Origin of the sequence: Sphingobium sp. YBL2, assembly GCF_000943805.1 — a bacterium.
GTDB lineage: Bacteria > Pseudomonadota > Alphaproteobacteria > Sphingomonadales > Sphingomonadaceae > Sphingobium > Sphingobium fuliginis.
In genome coordinates, this window is record NZ_CP010954.1 from 1,122,295 (window position 1) to 1,136,780 (window position 14,486).

Here is a 14,486-nt window from a genome sequence, read left to right on the forward strand (position 1 = left end):
TGGAGGAGGCTGCATGAAAGAACCATGGTTGCCGTTGGTCCCTGAAGACGTCACCGCCTCCTGGCTGGGCGAAGCTCTGGCACCGCGCTATCCCGGAACGCGGGTCGAGAGGCTCGACGTCCACGAAATCCTTTGGGGCACGGGCACCAAGATGATGGTGACGGCGACCTATAATGACGCCGGGCGGGGCCATGGCCTGCCGCGGGCCTTGTGCATCAAGGCGGGTCTTGCCGAGCATCGGGAGCTGGTGAAATTCTGCTACCAGACGGAGGCGCGCTTTTTCGCGGAGCTGGCGCCGCGCCTGCTGCTGGGGCTGCCGCAAATCCTCTACGCCGCGGCGAATGCCGATCAGGGGATGGTGGTCATGGAGGATCTGCGACCGACCGGCGCCCATATCTGCCGCGTGCAGCAGCCGCTGACCCGCGATCAGGCCGCCGCTTTCCTGGACGACATGGCCGCGTTGCACGCGCGCTGGTGGAACAGTCCCGCGCTGGAGGACGATGGCGATCTTGGCTGGCTGATGCGCCATGATCCATTGCCGGACGAAGCCTGGGGCGATTTCGGGCGCGGTCAGCTCCAGCCCGAAACATGGGCGCATTATATGGGGCTGCCCCGGTCGCTCGGCATTCCGGCGGCTTGCCGCGACCGGGAGGGGGTTCATGCGGCGCTGCAGGAATTGCGCCTTTTCGGGGAGCAGGGTCCGCGTTGCGTCATCCATGGCGACGCGCATCTGGGCAATATGTATCTCACCCGCGAGGGGCGGCCGGGCTTCCTCGACTGGCAGACCACGCGTCGCGGCCATTGGGCGCAGGACGTGACCTATTTCTACATCTCCGCGCTCGATCCGCTGGACCGGCGGGCTTGGGAGAGGGATCTGGTCGCGGGCTATCTTGCCGCGCTGGCCCGCCATGGCGTGGCCCATCCGCCGTCCGAGGAAGAGGCATGGCGCGCCATCCGCGCGCATATCGTCTATGGCCTGTTCTACTGGATGGTGAATCCGGTCGAATGGCAGGCGGAGGAGAATAACGCCGCCACCGCGCCGCGTTTCGGCTGGGCGGCGGTCGATCATGCCGCCCCGCCGGTTGGTCCGCTTTAAACCGGATCAGGCGTTCGCACGAACCGGTTCTGGATCGAGCCGAACAGATAGTCGCGGTTCGCCTGCTCGTCGAACGCGTCCAGCGTCCAGCCGCCGGGATGGATGCTGGTGCGGATCGCTTCAGGTTCGGGGATCAGGGCCACTTCGTCGCCCTGGATGTAGAAGTCCCGCCCGCTGACATGGGAGGCGGCATCGGTGCACAGCCATACGACCAGCGCCGCGACATGGGCGGGCAGGGCGGTCATGCGCGGCTGCGCCATCGGCTTGTTCCACAGCAGCGGAATGCCAAGCCGCGCCGATTCAGCGATGGTCTCGTCGATTTCCGGCGTATGCGTGCCCGTCAGATGCGACACCGGGCGGATCAGATTGGCGCGAATGCCGAATTCCCCCAGGTCGCGCGCAATGGTGCGGGTGAAGCCCAGAAGGCCTTCCTTGGCGGCGGAATAATTGGCCATGCCCCAATGGCCGAAGCCCGATGGCGACCCCGTATTGACGATTACGCCGGACCGCTGCGCGATCATATGCGCCGCCGCGGCGCGGCAGGTGAAGAAGCTCGACGTCAGACTGACGTCCATGCAGAGATTCCAGTCCTGGTCCGTCATCCGGTCTATCCGCGCCGGGCGGACGATCCCCGCATTGTTGACCAGAATGTCGATCCGGCCGAAGGCATCGATGGCCGCCTGCACCGCCGCCTCGCCGCCCTCGCGGGTCGCCACGCTGGAATATTGGCCGATCGCCTCGCCACCCGCGTCGCGTATCTCCTGCGCGACGGTTTCAACCAGCGATGCGTCGCCGCTCTCCGTGCCATAAGGGCCGCCGCCCAGATCGTTGACGACGACCTTCGCGCCCTGCTCCGCCAGCAGCATCGCTTCGGCCCGGCCGATATTGCGGCCCGCGCCGGTCACGACGGCCACCTTGCCCTTCAGTCTCTGCATATCCTGCTCCCATCAATTGTGCCGGGAGAGTAGCCGCTGGCACCTTAAGACCCTAATCACCGACGTGATGATTGCGCCTGACATGCTTCCCGCCGATGCCCGGCTTCGCCACAAGATCAGCGCCAACGGAGCGCGTCGATGATCCTGGCCGAATGAAGGAGATGCAGGGGTGAAGGCGATCGTGATCAACCGCCATGGCGGCCCGGAGGTGTTGGAACCTGCCGATCTGCCGCCACCGCAGCCCAAGCAGGGGGAAACGCTGGTGCGCATCCTGGCCGCGGCCGTCAATCCGGCGGACGGCAAATGGCGGGCGGGCCTGTTCGAAAGCTTCGCGCCTGTCGGTTTCCCTCATGTCCTGGGCTATGACGTGGCGGGCGAAGTCATCGGCGGGGAGGGCTTTGCGCCCGGCGCCCGCGTCTTCGGCATGCTCGATCCGTTTCGCAAGGGCGGCTATGCCGAGCAGGTCGCCGTGGCCGCCGATCATCTGGCGCCGGTGCCCGATGGCCTCGATCTGCCGACCGCCGCCGCGATACCTACCGCTGGCCTGACCGGATTGCAGATGGTCGAACGCGGGTTGGACCTTCAGGCGGGCCAGAGGCTGATGCTGACGGGCGCGCTGGGCGCCGTCGGCCGTTTCGCCCTGTTTGCGGCGAAGGAGCGGGGCGTCCATGTGACCGCCGCCGTCCGCGCCGCTCATGTCGAGGCTGTGCGCGCTCTGGGTGCTGACGATGTGATCGCCCTGGGCAAGGAGGATTGGAGCGGCGCGTCCTTCGATCATGTCATCGACACTGTGGGCGGCGAAGCAGTCGGCGCGCTTTGCCGGCATCTGAAGCCCGGCGGCCGGGTGCTGACCGCCGCCACCACGCCGATCCCGAGCGACGAATTGCCGTCTGCGCCAGAATTTTTCGCGGTCGTCCCGAGCGGTCCCGACGCCGTCCGTCTGGGCGCCGCCGTCGCGCAGGGCAGGATCGCCGTGCCCATCGCCCGCATCCTGCCGCTCGATCAAGCGGCGGAAGCGCAGCGGCTGGTCGATGCGGGCGGATTGAACGGCAAGGTCATCCTGACGAACTGAAAATCCTTGCGATAGCGCAGTCTTCAGTGCCGCATCGTCAACCGGCCAGCGCAGCCAGCGCCGATGCCTTTTGCGCCAGCGCCCCGCGCATATCCTCTCCCACCGGCAGGCGCAGGGGCAGCGTTTCGCCGTCCAGCGCCGCCAATATCGCCTCCGCCACCGCTTCCGGCGGGCTGGCGGCGGTGGCGTAATAGCCGTCCAGCACCGTCTTGCCCTGCCCCGACAGAAAGCCGTAATCGGCAATGCGGAGCTGCGCCTCGCGCGTGCCATGGCTGATGAAGCGGGTGGCGATCGCGCCCGGCTCGACCAACATGGTGCGGATGCCCAGGGCTGCAACCTCCAGCGCCAGCGTTTCGGTCAAGCCTTCCAGCGCGAATTTGCTCGCGCAGTAAGCGCCGAGGCCGGGCGTGCCGTTCAGACCGCAGCCCGACGACAATTGAACGATCGTGCCCGATCCGCGCGAGCGGAAATGCGGCAGCAGCGCCTGGGTCAATGCCCAGGGACTGAAGAAATTGACCTCGAACAGCCCGCGCGCATCATCCAGATCGACCTCCTCGACCGCGCCGAACAGGCTCTGCCCGGCATTGTTGACCAATATGTCCACATGCCCGGCCGCCAGCGCTTCGCATGCAAGCCTCAAAACCTGCCTGGGATCGCTCATGTCCGCGACGATTCCCCTGGTGCGGCCTGCGCCCTCCGCTTCGAATGCGCTGATCGCTTGCGCGTCGCGGGCGGCGCCAGTGACATGGTCGCCCCGCGCCAGAGCGGCTTTCGCCAACGCCGCGCCGATGCCGCTCGAAATGCCTGTGATCAGCCAGCGCCTCATATGCCGTCTCCTCGCCCACTCGCCCACTCGCCCCCAGACGTCTCAGAAAAGCGCGAGGTCGACAATCGGAGGGGGGAGAAGCGCGTAAACAATGCATGCTTGATGCATGTCCCTATCGACATGGATGCCGTCTGCCGCTCAGCGCTCTATCCCTCGCAGGAACAATGCGACCACGCGGGTCGCCCATTGCTGCCGAAACGCCTCGTCCGTGAAGTCGTCGGTCAGGAGGAAACGCAGCCCCCCATTGGCCAGATTGATGAAGTGCTGGGCCAGTTGGGCGGGATCGTCGATCTCGTACCCCGCCTCCCGCAAATGGGTGAGATAGGCGGTTATCGGCGCCACCGTATCAGCGATATGGCCGTGCAGCCGCTTGGCTATGTCGGGGAAGCGTTCCTTCGCGGCGATGGCGAGACGGAGCAGGGCGATCCGCTCCGCCTCCGCCACTTCGCCGGTGATGCGAAGGGCGAAGTCCGTCAGCACCCCGGCGGGTTCCCGCCCCTCGGTCGCGATGCTTCGCACATCGCTGCGCATGGACGCGACGCTGTGGAGGGCGACGGCCTCGAACAGCGCGGCCTTGTTGTTGAAGCGGGCATAGATTGTCGCCTTGCTGACCCTGGCGACGGCGGCGATATGGTCCATGCTCGCGCCGGCATAGCCGTGCATCAGAAAGGCGCGCGCCGCTGCCTCGATCAGTCCGGCCTCGCGCACCGGCGCATCCGCATTGGTCGGCCTCCCCCGGCGCGGTCTTGTGATGTCTTCGCCGGGCACGCTTGCTCCATCGAAATAAAACTATACCGTTTATTTTATTAAATGCGAGTCGGTCGCGCAAGAGCGATCAGGGAGAGGGCAAGATGAAGCGGGTCATCCTTTTGCGCGGACCGCGGTCCGTCATGGCCGCATCCGCGCCCGAATGGGCCGCGGCGCAGACCTGGGCCAAGGCGGCCGAGCGGATCGTCGTGCATAAAGGGCTGAATGCTCCGGCTGAGCCCGGCGGTGTTCCGACGCCGCCGGTTTACGATGCGGTGATCGAACTTTGGTCCGACGCCGCGCTCGATGCCCACAGCATCCGCTCCGATTGGGAAGACGTGGAGGTGCGCTCCTCCGCCCAGATCGTCGGCAAGGCAGCGGCTGCGCGCTTGCCGATCGGCATCACGCCGGGCCTTTCCCAGCTTTCCTTCATCCGCGCCATCGAAGCTTTGCCACGACAGGATGTGGAACGGCACTGGAACGAACATATCCCGCTCGCCTGCGAAATCCATGTCGGCATGAACCGCTATGTGCAGGATCGTTTTTCGCCGGCGGTTCCCTGGTTCGGCATGGCCCATCTTCATTTTCCAAGCGAAGCGGCGCTGCGCGACGGGTTGTTCAGAAGCCCGGAGGACATCGCCGTGATTACGGCGGACGTGGCCGAGTTCGTCAGCGATTACGCGACCATGATCGCCATCGAGCATATCGTGAAAGCATAGGAGAGGCAGGCATGGACCTTGGACTGGCAGACAAGCGCGCGCTGGTGACGGGCAGCAGTTCCGGCATCGGCGCGGGCATAGCCCGACTATTGGCGGCGGAAGGCTGCGCCGTGATTGTGCATGGCCGCGATGCGGAAAAGGCGCGTGCCGTGGCGGATTCGATTGGCCGCGGCGTCTGCGTGGCGATTGGCGATCTTTCCACCGATGCAGGGGCGGACGCGGTGGCGAAGGCAGTCGGGGAGGTCGACATATTGGTGAACAATGCCGGCGGCGCCGTGGGCACCTCTGCCATGCATTGAACGGAGGTGGACGAAGAGGGTTGGGAGGGTACCTATCAGCTCAACGCCATTGCCGCCGCGCGGATGATCCGGCGGCTTCTGCCCGCGATGCAGGCGAAAGGATGGGGCCGCATCATCAACATCGCCAGTGCCGCGGCCACGCAGCCCATCGCCTTCGGCCCGGATTATGGCGCGGCCAAGGCGGCCATGCTGAACATGACCGTCAGCCTGGCGAAGGCACTGGGACCCTGCGGCGTCACCGCGAACAGTGTCAGCCCCGGCATGATCCTCACTCCGGCAGTCGAGGCATGGCTCGGCAATCTCAAGCGGAACATGGGCTGGGGCGACATTTCCCTGGAGGAAGCAGAAGCCCGCGCCGCTCGCGAGTTGACGCCGATCCCCGTCGGCCGCATCGGCCGGGTCGAGGAGATCGCCCATGTCGTCTGCATGATCGCGAGCCCGCATGCCGGATACATGACCGGCGCCAATGTCCGCGTGGACGGCGGTCAGGTCCAGAGCGTAAACTGAGTACCCCTGACGCCTGTTTTCATCGAATAGCCGATCTTTCTTGCCCATGCTGGCGCCGGTCGGGCGAAGGGATAGGATCGCCCCGGCTGCCGCTCGCCATGGATGACCGCCTGTTTGCGCGTGACGAACGCATGGGCCGAAAGAGAATGGAAGAAGAGGATGGACATGACCGATTTGCGTTTCGACGGCCGCGTGGCGATCATCACCGGCGCAGGCAACGGTTTGGGCAAGGATTACGCGCTGGAGCTTGCCCGGCGCGGCGCGAAGGTCGTCGTGAACGATCTGGGAGGCAGCGGATCGGGGCAGGGGCAATCGCATAATGCGGCGGACCTGGTGGTCCAGGAAATTCGCGGCAAGGGCGGGGAAGCGGTCGCCAATTACGACAGCGTGTCGACGCGACAGGGAGGTGCGGCCATTGTCCAGACCGCGCTAGATGCCTTCGGCAAGGTCGACATCTGCATCAACAATGCAGGCTTCCTGCGCAATGGCCGGTTCGAAGATCTGACCGATGAGCAGATCGACGCGATCATCGACGTGCATCTGAAAGGGGCCATCTATGTCGCCCAGCCCGCCTATCGCGCAATGCGTCGAAACGGCTACGGCCGGTTCCTTTTCACCGGTTCGGCATCCGCCATGTTCGGCCACGCCTGGCAGGCCAATTACGCAGCGGCAAAGGGCGGCCTCATGGGCCTCAGCCATATCGTCGCCATCGAGGGATCGGCCTATGGCATCACGTCGAACCTGCTGCTGCCCACCGCGCAATCCCGGCTGGCAGCGGAAATGGACGCTGGTTTCATGGAAATCCCCGCCTTTGCGGAGGCGGTGCAAGGCGCCGATTACGCCGCGAGCGAGGGCCGCATCGAAGTGGCGTTCAATACGCCGCTGGCAGTCTATCTGGTCAGCGAACAATGCACTTCCACCCACGGCATCTATTCGCAGAATAGCGGCCGTTACGCGAAGGTGCGCATCTGCGCCGCCGATGGCTGGGTTGCGCCGATGGGGCCTATGCCGCCCAGCGTGGAGGATATTGCCGCTCACTGGGGCAGCGTCACGGACGATGCCATCGTTCATGAACCTCTGACCGTCTATGATGAATTCACCGCCGTCGCCAAAGCGGCGCGCCGCCAAGGCCTGATCTGACCGGAACATGCCTCGCGGTCGCTGGCGGACCGGGCATCGGGCTAAAGCATCGGGCGGAAAAGCCTGTTCTGAGCCTGTCGAAGGGCGAGAACCGGTTTTCCGCCCGAAAGGATGCGGAAACGGAATTTGGAGCGCGCGACCCGCGTCCGATTCAGTGCAGCGCGCTCCAGACCTGGCGGTGCTACAGCCCGCCGATGAATTCGCGGTCGAACCGCTGGTGCAGGTCGCCCAGCAGCCGGGACAAGGTCTGCCGGTCGGTGGGGCTGAGTTGGCGGAAGAAGCGGACCAGCTTCGACTGCGCGGCAATGTCGACAATGGCTCGCTCGATGAGCGCGCGTCCCGGCGGCGTCAGCGCCAGGTCGAAAACCCGTCGGTCCTCCGGGTTGCGCTGGCGCTTCAGCACGCCCGCCTTTTCCAGGCGCGCGATCCTGGTCGAGATCACGGCATTGGATATATGGAGGGTGGAGGCGAGATCGGTCGCCCGGTGCGGCATGTCCTGATCGATCGCCAGCGTGCCGAGAAGGTCGAGATCAGCGAAACTATATCCCAGCTTGCCCGCGATGCCGTCCAGATCGGTCGTGACCAGATGCCCGACCGTGAACAAATGCCAGAGCGGCCCGAAATGCTCGCTCTCCATCTCGGGCATGCGCTGTGCATAGAAGGAACGGCCGGCGTTGAGTTGGTCCAGAGGCTTGCGAGGCATGTTCGCGCTGCCCTCCACCGGCATGGAGCTATCGACGGCGGCTCAGGGCCAGCACAGGTCCAGACTGAGCACACCGTTGACCATGCCCGTCGCCAGTACCGGCTTCGTTCCCGGCTTGATGCGAAAATCCGGAATGCGGCTCAGCCATTCCTGGAGGAAAATGCGAATTTCCCGCCGCGCCAGCACTGCGCCCGGACAGGCATGGGCTCCGTTTCCGAACGCCGCGTGCACCGGCTTTTCACGGCTGAAATCCACCACCAGCGGATCTGCGTTCACCCGGTCGTCCGTACCGACCCAGAGATTGGCGGGCAATATGCGGTCGCCCGCCTGGAAATATACGCCCTTATATTCGAGGTTCTCGGTGATCACGCGGGACGTATTGGCCAGACCGTGACGACGAATCATCTCCTCAATCGCATGCTTGATGAAATCCTCATCATCCAGCCGCTCGACCAACTGACGGCGATGACCTGGATTCAGGGCCAGGAAACGGGCGATGAAACCAATCATGCCGGCCACGGTGTCGAGCCCGCCGAACAACACCAGCGTTGCGTAACTGACGGCCTCCATTTCGGAAATCCGACCTTCACCGACATTGACGTTGACCAGCTTGCTCAGCAAATCCTCTCCGGGATTGTCGCGACGGGCGCGAATTTCATCTATCAGATAACCGCCCATTTCCTGCTGCGCCTGCAACCGTATTTCGGCGGTGTGGCCGCGCACCGAACGTTCCGCGATCGGCAACAGGCGATGCTTGTCGGAGATCGGCAGATCGACCAGTTCCAGGAAGACGTGGATGGGGAGGATCTTGGCGAAATCCTCGATGAATTCGCATTCGCCCCGCGGCAGCACGCGCTCTATCGCCTCCACCGCGACATCGCGCACCTTGCTCTCCAGTTCGGAGACCACGGCAGGCATCAGCGACTGCATCAGCGGGCGCCGGTATCGCGCATGTTCGGGCGGGTCCATCTCCAGCGGGATCTGGCGCGGCGTGCCTTCCGGCATCGGGGGCAGGACGATGTGCTTGTGCGAGAAATGATGATAGTCGCGCTGCATCGCGATGATGTCGTCGCTGCGGGTTGCAACCCAGTGACCGCCATTATGGGGGGTCCAGAATATATCGGGATTGGCCTGCTGGATCGCGGCATAGGCCGCCTGCACATCCTCTGCCGACCCCGGAATATCGTAGATGTTGAAATCGCGCACCAGCGCGGCCGGTACATGGTCGGGACGCGGTGCCAGCTCGCCTTCAGCCACGCTTGTCATGTCAGCGCTCATTCTCTGTTTTCCCTCTCCGAAACTGTCTTGACCCAGGGGGCAGGCGAGGCAAGGGCCGCGCCTGCGCATGGGTCAGGATTTCACAGATGCGATGGATCGCGGCTCCCGCCGGTCGCCGCCTCTCAATCCTCCGGCGCAATCGCGATGCGCAGGCCGTCCAGCTCCGCCGTGAGAGGAATCTGGCAGGACAATCGCGAATATTCGTCGCGATGTTCGGAACTGTCCAGCAGGTCGCTTTCATCCTCGCTGACCGTCGGCAACAGCCTGAAGAAGGCCGGGTCGACCTTCACATGGCAGGTCGCGCAGGAACAGCATCCTCCGCAAAGCGCCAGCATCTCGTCGATCCCGGCATCGCGGATCGCTTCCATCAAGGACAGTCCGGTTTCGGCGGCAATTTCCCTTTCCGCGCCATCGCGGGTGGTGACGATCACATTTGGCATATTGGGTCCCCTGGATGAAGATCAGTCGCCGAAGCGGACATGGAGATGCCTGGGCACGCGCATCATCGAGCCGCGTATCTCGGGCCGCGGCTTGTCGGGGTCGAAGCGCAGATTGGGCAGATGATCCAGCACCGCATGCAGCGCGCGGGTCATCTCCACCCGCGCCAGATGCTGGCCGACGCAGATATGCGGTCCGCGCGAGAAGGAGAAGTGCGCCTTGCGCTCGCGGAAGATGTCGAACTTGTCGGGATCGGGGAAGATCGCCGGGTCGCGATTGGCGGCGCCCGCCACCACGTCGAGCAGCGATCCGGCCGGAATTTCGACGCCGCCGAGCACCACATCCTGCTTCGCCATGCGAAGCTGCACGGCGACGGGGCCGTCCCAGCGCAGCGCCTCCTCGATTGCGACGGGTATGAGCTTTCGATCCTCCCGGATGGCGTCGAGCTGGTCGGGATTTTCCAGCAGCGCGGTCAGCAGCACGCTGGTCCCGCGATAGGTGGTGTCGCCCGCCGCGTTCATCAATTGCCGCAGGAAGGAGATCAGCACCAGCGGCGGCAGATAATCGCCGTCCACTTCGGTATTGGCGAGCAGGCTGACCAGATCGTCGCCCGGATTGCGCCGCCGTTCGTCCACCAGCGCGGTGAAATATTCGCCCAGCTTGCGCGATGCCTCCTGCGCCTTGTCGATGTGCATATAGTCGGTCTGGCCAATGGCCAGCCGCTGGAAGGTGCGTACGTCCGATTCCGGGAGATCGAGCTGCTGATAGATCACCTCGAAAGGATAAAGCAGGGTGAATTGTTCGATGAGGTCGGCGCGGCCGGTGCCCATGAACCTGCCCATCAATTTATGAACCACCGGATCGACAATGGTTTCACCCCATGTTTTCACATATTGGGGCAGGAATATTTTCTGGAAGATCTTCCGCCAGCGGCCATGTTCGGGATTGTCCATGACGCTGATGCTGCCCTGGCCGAAGGTTTCCCCGATGTTGAACCTGTAGCCATGGTTGGAAAAGCGGTCGGTGTCGGTCAGGACCGTCAATATCTCGTCCGAACCGACGATCGTGAACATCTTGCGATCCGGGTAAGTGGCGGATTGCAGGCCCATTTTGGGGCGGTAATCGCCTTCCAGCACCGGGGTCTGCGCCCGCCATTTCGCGATCTTCGCATAGGGATCGAGCGTGTCCCCGAAATTGATGTCGTCCGCGCTGAACGGATCGTAGCTCGGATCGTCATATTCCTGAATTCTGACGGCGGGTTCCATGGCCGGAATCTCTCCTATGAAGCATATGCTACATAAGTCGGGCCAGTCGGGCTGTCAATCGATGGGCGGCCCCACCAGCGACTGGGCGATCAGTTGCTCCAGCACGTCCAACACGGCCTCACGGCCCGGCGGATCGGGGAAGAGCGCGTCGCGCAGGATCACGCTGGCGGCGATCATGCCGAAGCCCAGACGCACGCCGATGCCAAGGTCGAAGGGCGGATCGATCCCCGCCAGCGCATAGCGTTGACGGACCTGATCGACCGATTGCTGGAAAAAGGGCGCAAGGCCGCGCAGGCCCGGCGCCGCATCCTCGCCGCCGCTTGGCGGTCCGGCCAGCAGGGCGCGGAACATCGCCTCATTGCCTTCGAACAATTCATAGACCTGCCGGGTGAAGCGGCGCGTTTCCGCCTGCCTGGGGAATGGCGCGGTGGGATCGGGATGGAGTTCGACGAAGTCGGCCATCAGCGCGTCGAACGGCGCGATCACCACTTCATTGAACAGTCCCGCCTTATCGCCATAATAGCGGAACAGCAGGGTTTCGCTGACGTCGGCCAGACGCGCGATCTCCCGCGTGGTGGTGCCGCCATAGCCGCGCTCCGCGAACAATTGCCGCGCTGCGTCGCAGATGCGCTGGACCACATCCTCGCGCGTGCGCCGCCGCCGCCGCATGCGCCCGCCATCTTCGGCGGAGGCGGTTTCGTCTGTCAGGATTTTAGCGATTGCGCCCCTCCAAGATAATGTCGGCCGCGTTCCATGCCGACGCCATGATCGGCCCGTTGGTATTGGCCGAAACCATCATAGGCATGATCGATCCATCCATGACGCGCAAGCCGTCGACACCCTTCACGCGCAGTTTTTCGTCCAGCACCGCATCGTCGAAATCGCCCATGCGGCAGGTGCCGCAGGCGTGATAGCCCGCCTGGCCGATCTGGCGGAAGGCCGAGAGGATTTCATCGTCGGTCCGGAGCGATCGGGTCGGCTCGCGCTCCCCCGCGATCATCGGCGCGATGGCGGGACGGGACATCCAGTCGCGCAGATAGCGGTGCATCGCGACCGTGACCGCGCAATCATAGGGATCGGTCAGATAGCCCGCGCGGATCTTCGCCGGGGCCATGGGATCGGCCGCCGTGATCCGCACGGACCCTTCGCTGCGCGAGCGCAACGGATAGCCGAACAGGGTGATGCTGTGCGCTGCATCCGCGACCATATTGCCCTTGGCGTCCGGCGCCGCGACGGCAGGGGAAAGCAATATCTCTATGTCGGGCGTCTCCGATTCCGGCAGCACGGTCGCGAAGGCGCCGACATTGCCGTAGCCCGCCGCCATCGGCCCGGTGCGGGTGAGATAATAGCGCAGCACATTGCCGACCAGTTTCAGGCCGGCCAGTTCCTTGTTCTGGCTGTGCGGAACAGCAAGGTCATAGACCATGGAGAGCAGGCGGTGTTCCAGCATATGTTCGCCCACGCCCGGACTGTCCGCCACGACGGGAATGCCCAGGTCGCGCAACAGTTCGGCCGCCCCGATGCCGGAGCGCTGGAGGATTTGCGGCGACATCAGCGCGCCCGCGCTGACGATGATGTCGCGGCCGCTGGCGAAGTCCCGGGCAACGCCGTTCACATGGGCGCGGACGCCGGTTGCGCGCTGGCCGGTGAACAAGACCCTGTCGACGATCGCGCCGGTGACGATGTGCAGATTGGATCGGCCCCGCGCCCGTTTCAGAAATGTCTGGGCCGCGCTCTGCCGCTTGCCCTTCCAGATGGTGCGCGGCGTATAGCCGACGCCTGCGCGACCCGACCGGTTGAGATCGTCGACGCGGGGCACGCCCATCTGCTCGCCCGCGGCGATGAAGGCTTCGGTCAGCGGGTCGCGCATCGGTTCCACCGAGATGCGCAGCGGCCCGTCGCCCCCGCGCAGCGCGTCGCCGCCCAGCTCATGCCCCTCCATCGCGCGGAAGGCCGCGCCGATCCGGTTCCATCCCCAGCCTTTCGCGCCCAGCGCTTCCCACCCGTCATAATCTTCGGGCTGGCCGCGGAAATACATCATGCCGTTGACGGAAGAGGAGCCGCCCAGCATCTTGCCGCGTATCCAGGTTTCGGCGGGAATGCCCTCATGCTCCTCGGTCTGGAAATACCAGACATGGCGGGGGTCGGTGTAGAGCTTTGCGGCGCCCCGCGGCATGTGGATGAAGGGGTTGCGGTCCTCCGGCCCCGCCTCCAGCAGCAGCACGCTGTTCGCCGGATTTTCCGACAGGCGGTCGGCCAGCACGCATCCGGCGGAGCCGCCGCCGACGATGATATAATCATAGGTCATCGGAGCGCCGCCCGGATGGCATCGCCAATGATGGTGCGGCTGTCTTCCGCAATATCGACGGTATCGAACATGCGGTTGTGGCAGATGCCGACCGCCAGCTTCAGGTCGGGGTCGGCCCAGCCGATATTGCCGCCCATGCCCGGATGGCACAGCGCCCGCATGTTGCGAGGGGCAGATACGGGCGGATTTTCCGCGCCGCCCAGCCAGAAGCCCGACCAGGCGATCGGCACCACCATGCCGAAGAAGACGGGATCGGCGTCCTCGAAATGCGGGCGCGGCGCGGCGAAGCTGGCGACGCGTTCCTCCGACAGCAGGCGGACGCCGTTGAACTGCCCGCCATTGGCCAGCATCGCCCAGAAACGGGCGTTGCTCCGCGCGTTGAAGATGCCGCCGACCGCCGGAATGCAGGCGCGGCGCACATAGGGGCGTTCGAACGGATCGGGCATCAGGTCGACGATCAGGGGCTGCGCCTCCCGCATCATATTATTGTCCGGGGCGACATAGACGGCGGCGGCGTCCAGCCTGGCGATGCGGGGTTCGACGGCATCGGCTATGCCCATCCACAGATCGGCGGCGCCCAGCGGGTCCGCTATCTCCTCCTTGATGAACTGGCCGAAGGGGCGGCGTTTCGGATCGGTCCGGCGCACCACTTCGCCCACCATCCAGCCGAAGGTCATCGACTGGTAGGAGGAACGGCTGCCGGCGGGATAGACCCCCTCCATCTCCGCGATGCGGCGGCACATCCAGTCCCAGTTGGTCATCAGTTCGGGCGTCACGTCGGGCGGCATGCGCAGCACGCCAGACACATGGGAAAGGACGTGGCGGAGGGTGACGTCGCCCTTTCCGGCCTGGGCGAATTCGGGCCAGTAGGCGGCGACGGGCGCATCATATTCGACCAGGCCCCGTTCGGCCTGGATATGCAGGGCGGTGGCGGTCACCGCCTTCGACACGGAATAGACGTTGAACAGCGTGTCGCCGTCGACCGGCCTGCCCGTGGCGGCATCGGCAAGGCCCGCCCAGCAGTCGACAATCTGTTCCTCGCCCAGCCAGGCGCTGACCTGAATGCCGATTTCCTTGCCCTCCGCGACAAGCTGGTCCAGCACGTTCTGAACCGCGTCGTTGACCTTCGTCATCCTTCCAATCGCCTTTCCTG

General features: G+C 64.8%; 15 protein-coding genes and 1 pseudogene. 5 read left to right on the forward strand and 11 right to left on the reverse strand.

Annotated features, from left to right (window positions below; genetic code table 11):
- Positions 1-13 precede the first annotated feature (13 nt).
- Entirely contained in the window at positions 14-1,096 is a 1,083-nt protein-coding gene (locus TZ53_RS05305; protein ID WP_044660655.1) for a phosphotransferase, read from the forward strand.
- On the opposite strand, the gene TZ53_RS05310 is transcribed toward TZ53_RS05305, so the two are convergent.
- Positions 1,093-2,031 (reverse strand): SDR family NAD(P)-dependent oxidoreductase, encoded by a 939-nt coding sequence (locus TZ53_RS05310; RefSeq protein ID WP_025550586.1) that lies wholly within the window; start codon positions 2,029-2,031, stop codon positions 1,093-1,095. The two genes, TZ53_RS05305 and TZ53_RS05310, sit on opposite strands and share 4 nt — an antisense overlap.
- 169 nt (positions 2,032-2,200) lie before the next feature.
- On the opposite strand from TZ53_RS05310, the gene TZ53_RS05315 reads away from it, so the two are divergent.
- The gene (locus tag TZ53_RS05315; RefSeq protein ID WP_025550584.1) at positions 2,201-3,103 is read left to right on the forward strand and encodes an NADP-dependent oxidoreductase; all 903 of its coding nucleotides are present in this window, start codon (positions 2,201-2,203) and stop codon (positions 3,101-3,103) included.
- A gap of 37 nt (positions 3,104-3,140) precedes the next feature.
- Here TZ53_RS05315 and TZ53_RS05320 read toward each other — a convergent pair whose 3' ends face one another.
- Positions 3,141-3,929, reverse strand: a complete 789-nt coding sequence (locus TZ53_RS05320) for an SDR family oxidoreductase (protein ID WP_025550582.1) — start codon at positions 3,927-3,929, stop codon at positions 3,141-3,143.
- A 138-nt stretch (positions 3,930-4,067) separates the two neighbouring features.
- A complete protein-coding gene (locus TZ53_RS25555; protein ID WP_025550580.1) occupies positions 4,068-4,697 on the reverse strand; it encodes a TetR/AcrR family transcriptional regulator in 630 nt (209 codons plus the stop codon).
- Positions 4,698-4,780: 83 nt separating this feature from the next.
- On the opposite strand from TZ53_RS25555, the gene TZ53_RS05330 reads away from it, so the two are divergent.
- Both TZ53_RS05330 and TZ53_RS05335 read left to right on the forward strand, forming a co-directional pair.
- Complete coding sequence (locus TZ53_RS05330) at positions 4,781-5,395, forward strand: EthD family reductase (protein ID WP_025550578.1); 615 nt, start codon at positions 4,781-4,783, stop codon at positions 5,393-5,395.
- Between the two features lie 11 nt (positions 5,396-5,406).
- A pseudogene (locus tag TZ53_RS05335) lies at positions 5,407-6,201 on the forward strand (SDR family NAD(P)-dependent oxidoreductase).
- On the opposite strand, the gene TZ53_RS26650 reads toward TZ53_RS05335, so the two are convergent.
- On the reverse strand, positions 6,180-6,368 hold the full coding sequence (locus TZ53_RS26650) for a hypothetical protein (RefSeq protein ID WP_128830886.1): 189 nt from the start codon (positions 6,366-6,368) through the stop codon (positions 6,180-6,182). The pseudogene TZ53_RS05335 and the gene TZ53_RS26650 overlap by 22 nt on opposite strands.
- Between TZ53_RS26650 and TZ53_RS05340 the strand changes: the two genes are divergently transcribed.
- Positions 6,367-7,341 (forward strand): SDR family NAD(P)-dependent oxidoreductase, encoded by a 975-nt coding sequence (locus tag TZ53_RS05340; RefSeq protein ID WP_025552002.1) that lies wholly within the window; start codon positions 6,367-6,369, stop codon positions 7,339-7,341. The two genes, TZ53_RS26650 and TZ53_RS05340, sit on opposite strands and share 2 nt — an antisense overlap.
- Positions 7,342-7,522: 181 nt before the next feature.
- Here TZ53_RS05340 and TZ53_RS05345 read toward each other — a convergent pair whose 3' ends face one another.
- From TZ53_RS05345 to TZ53_RS05375, 7 genes are all read right to left on the reverse strand, one after another.
- Entirely contained in the window at positions 7,523-8,044 is a 522-nt protein-coding gene (locus TZ53_RS05345) for a MarR family winged helix-turn-helix transcriptional regulator (RefSeq protein WP_044662872.1), read from the reverse strand.
- 42 nt (positions 8,045-8,086) lie between these two features.
- Positions 8,087-9,310, reverse strand: a complete 1,224-nt coding sequence (locus TZ53_RS05350; RefSeq protein WP_025552000.1) for a cytochrome P450 — start codon at positions 9,308-9,310, stop codon at positions 8,087-8,089.
- 134 nt (positions 9,311-9,444) lie between these two features.
- On the reverse strand, positions 9,445-9,762 hold the full coding sequence (locus TZ53_RS05355; RefSeq protein WP_025551998.1) for a 2Fe-2S iron-sulfur cluster-binding protein: 318 nt from the start codon (positions 9,760-9,762) through the stop codon (positions 9,445-9,447).
- A gap of 21 nt (positions 9,763-9,783) precedes the next feature.
- Positions 9,784-11,025 carry a cytochrome P450 gene (locus TZ53_RS05360; protein WP_025551996.1) on the reverse strand — a complete coding sequence of 414 codons (1,242 nt, stop codon included), beginning with the start codon at positions 11,023-11,025 and terminating at the stop codon, positions 9,784-9,786.
- 54 nt (positions 11,026-11,079) lie between these two features.
- On the reverse strand, positions 11,080-11,694 hold the full coding sequence (locus TZ53_RS05365; RefSeq protein WP_025551994.1) for a TetR/AcrR family transcriptional regulator: 615 nt from the start codon (positions 11,692-11,694) through the stop codon (positions 11,080-11,082).
- Positions 11,695-11,737: 43 nt separating this feature from the next.
- Positions 11,738-13,333, reverse strand: a complete 1,596-nt coding sequence (locus TZ53_RS05370; protein WP_025551993.1) for a GMC family oxidoreductase — start codon at positions 13,331-13,333, stop codon at positions 11,738-11,740.
- Entirely contained in the window at positions 13,330-14,466 is a 1,137-nt protein-coding gene (locus tag TZ53_RS05375) for an EstA family serine hydrolase (RefSeq protein WP_025552203.1), read from the reverse strand. The genes TZ53_RS05370 and TZ53_RS05375 overlap by 4 nt, the downstream gene beginning before the upstream one ends.
- Positions 14,467-14,486 lie beyond the last annotated feature (20 nt).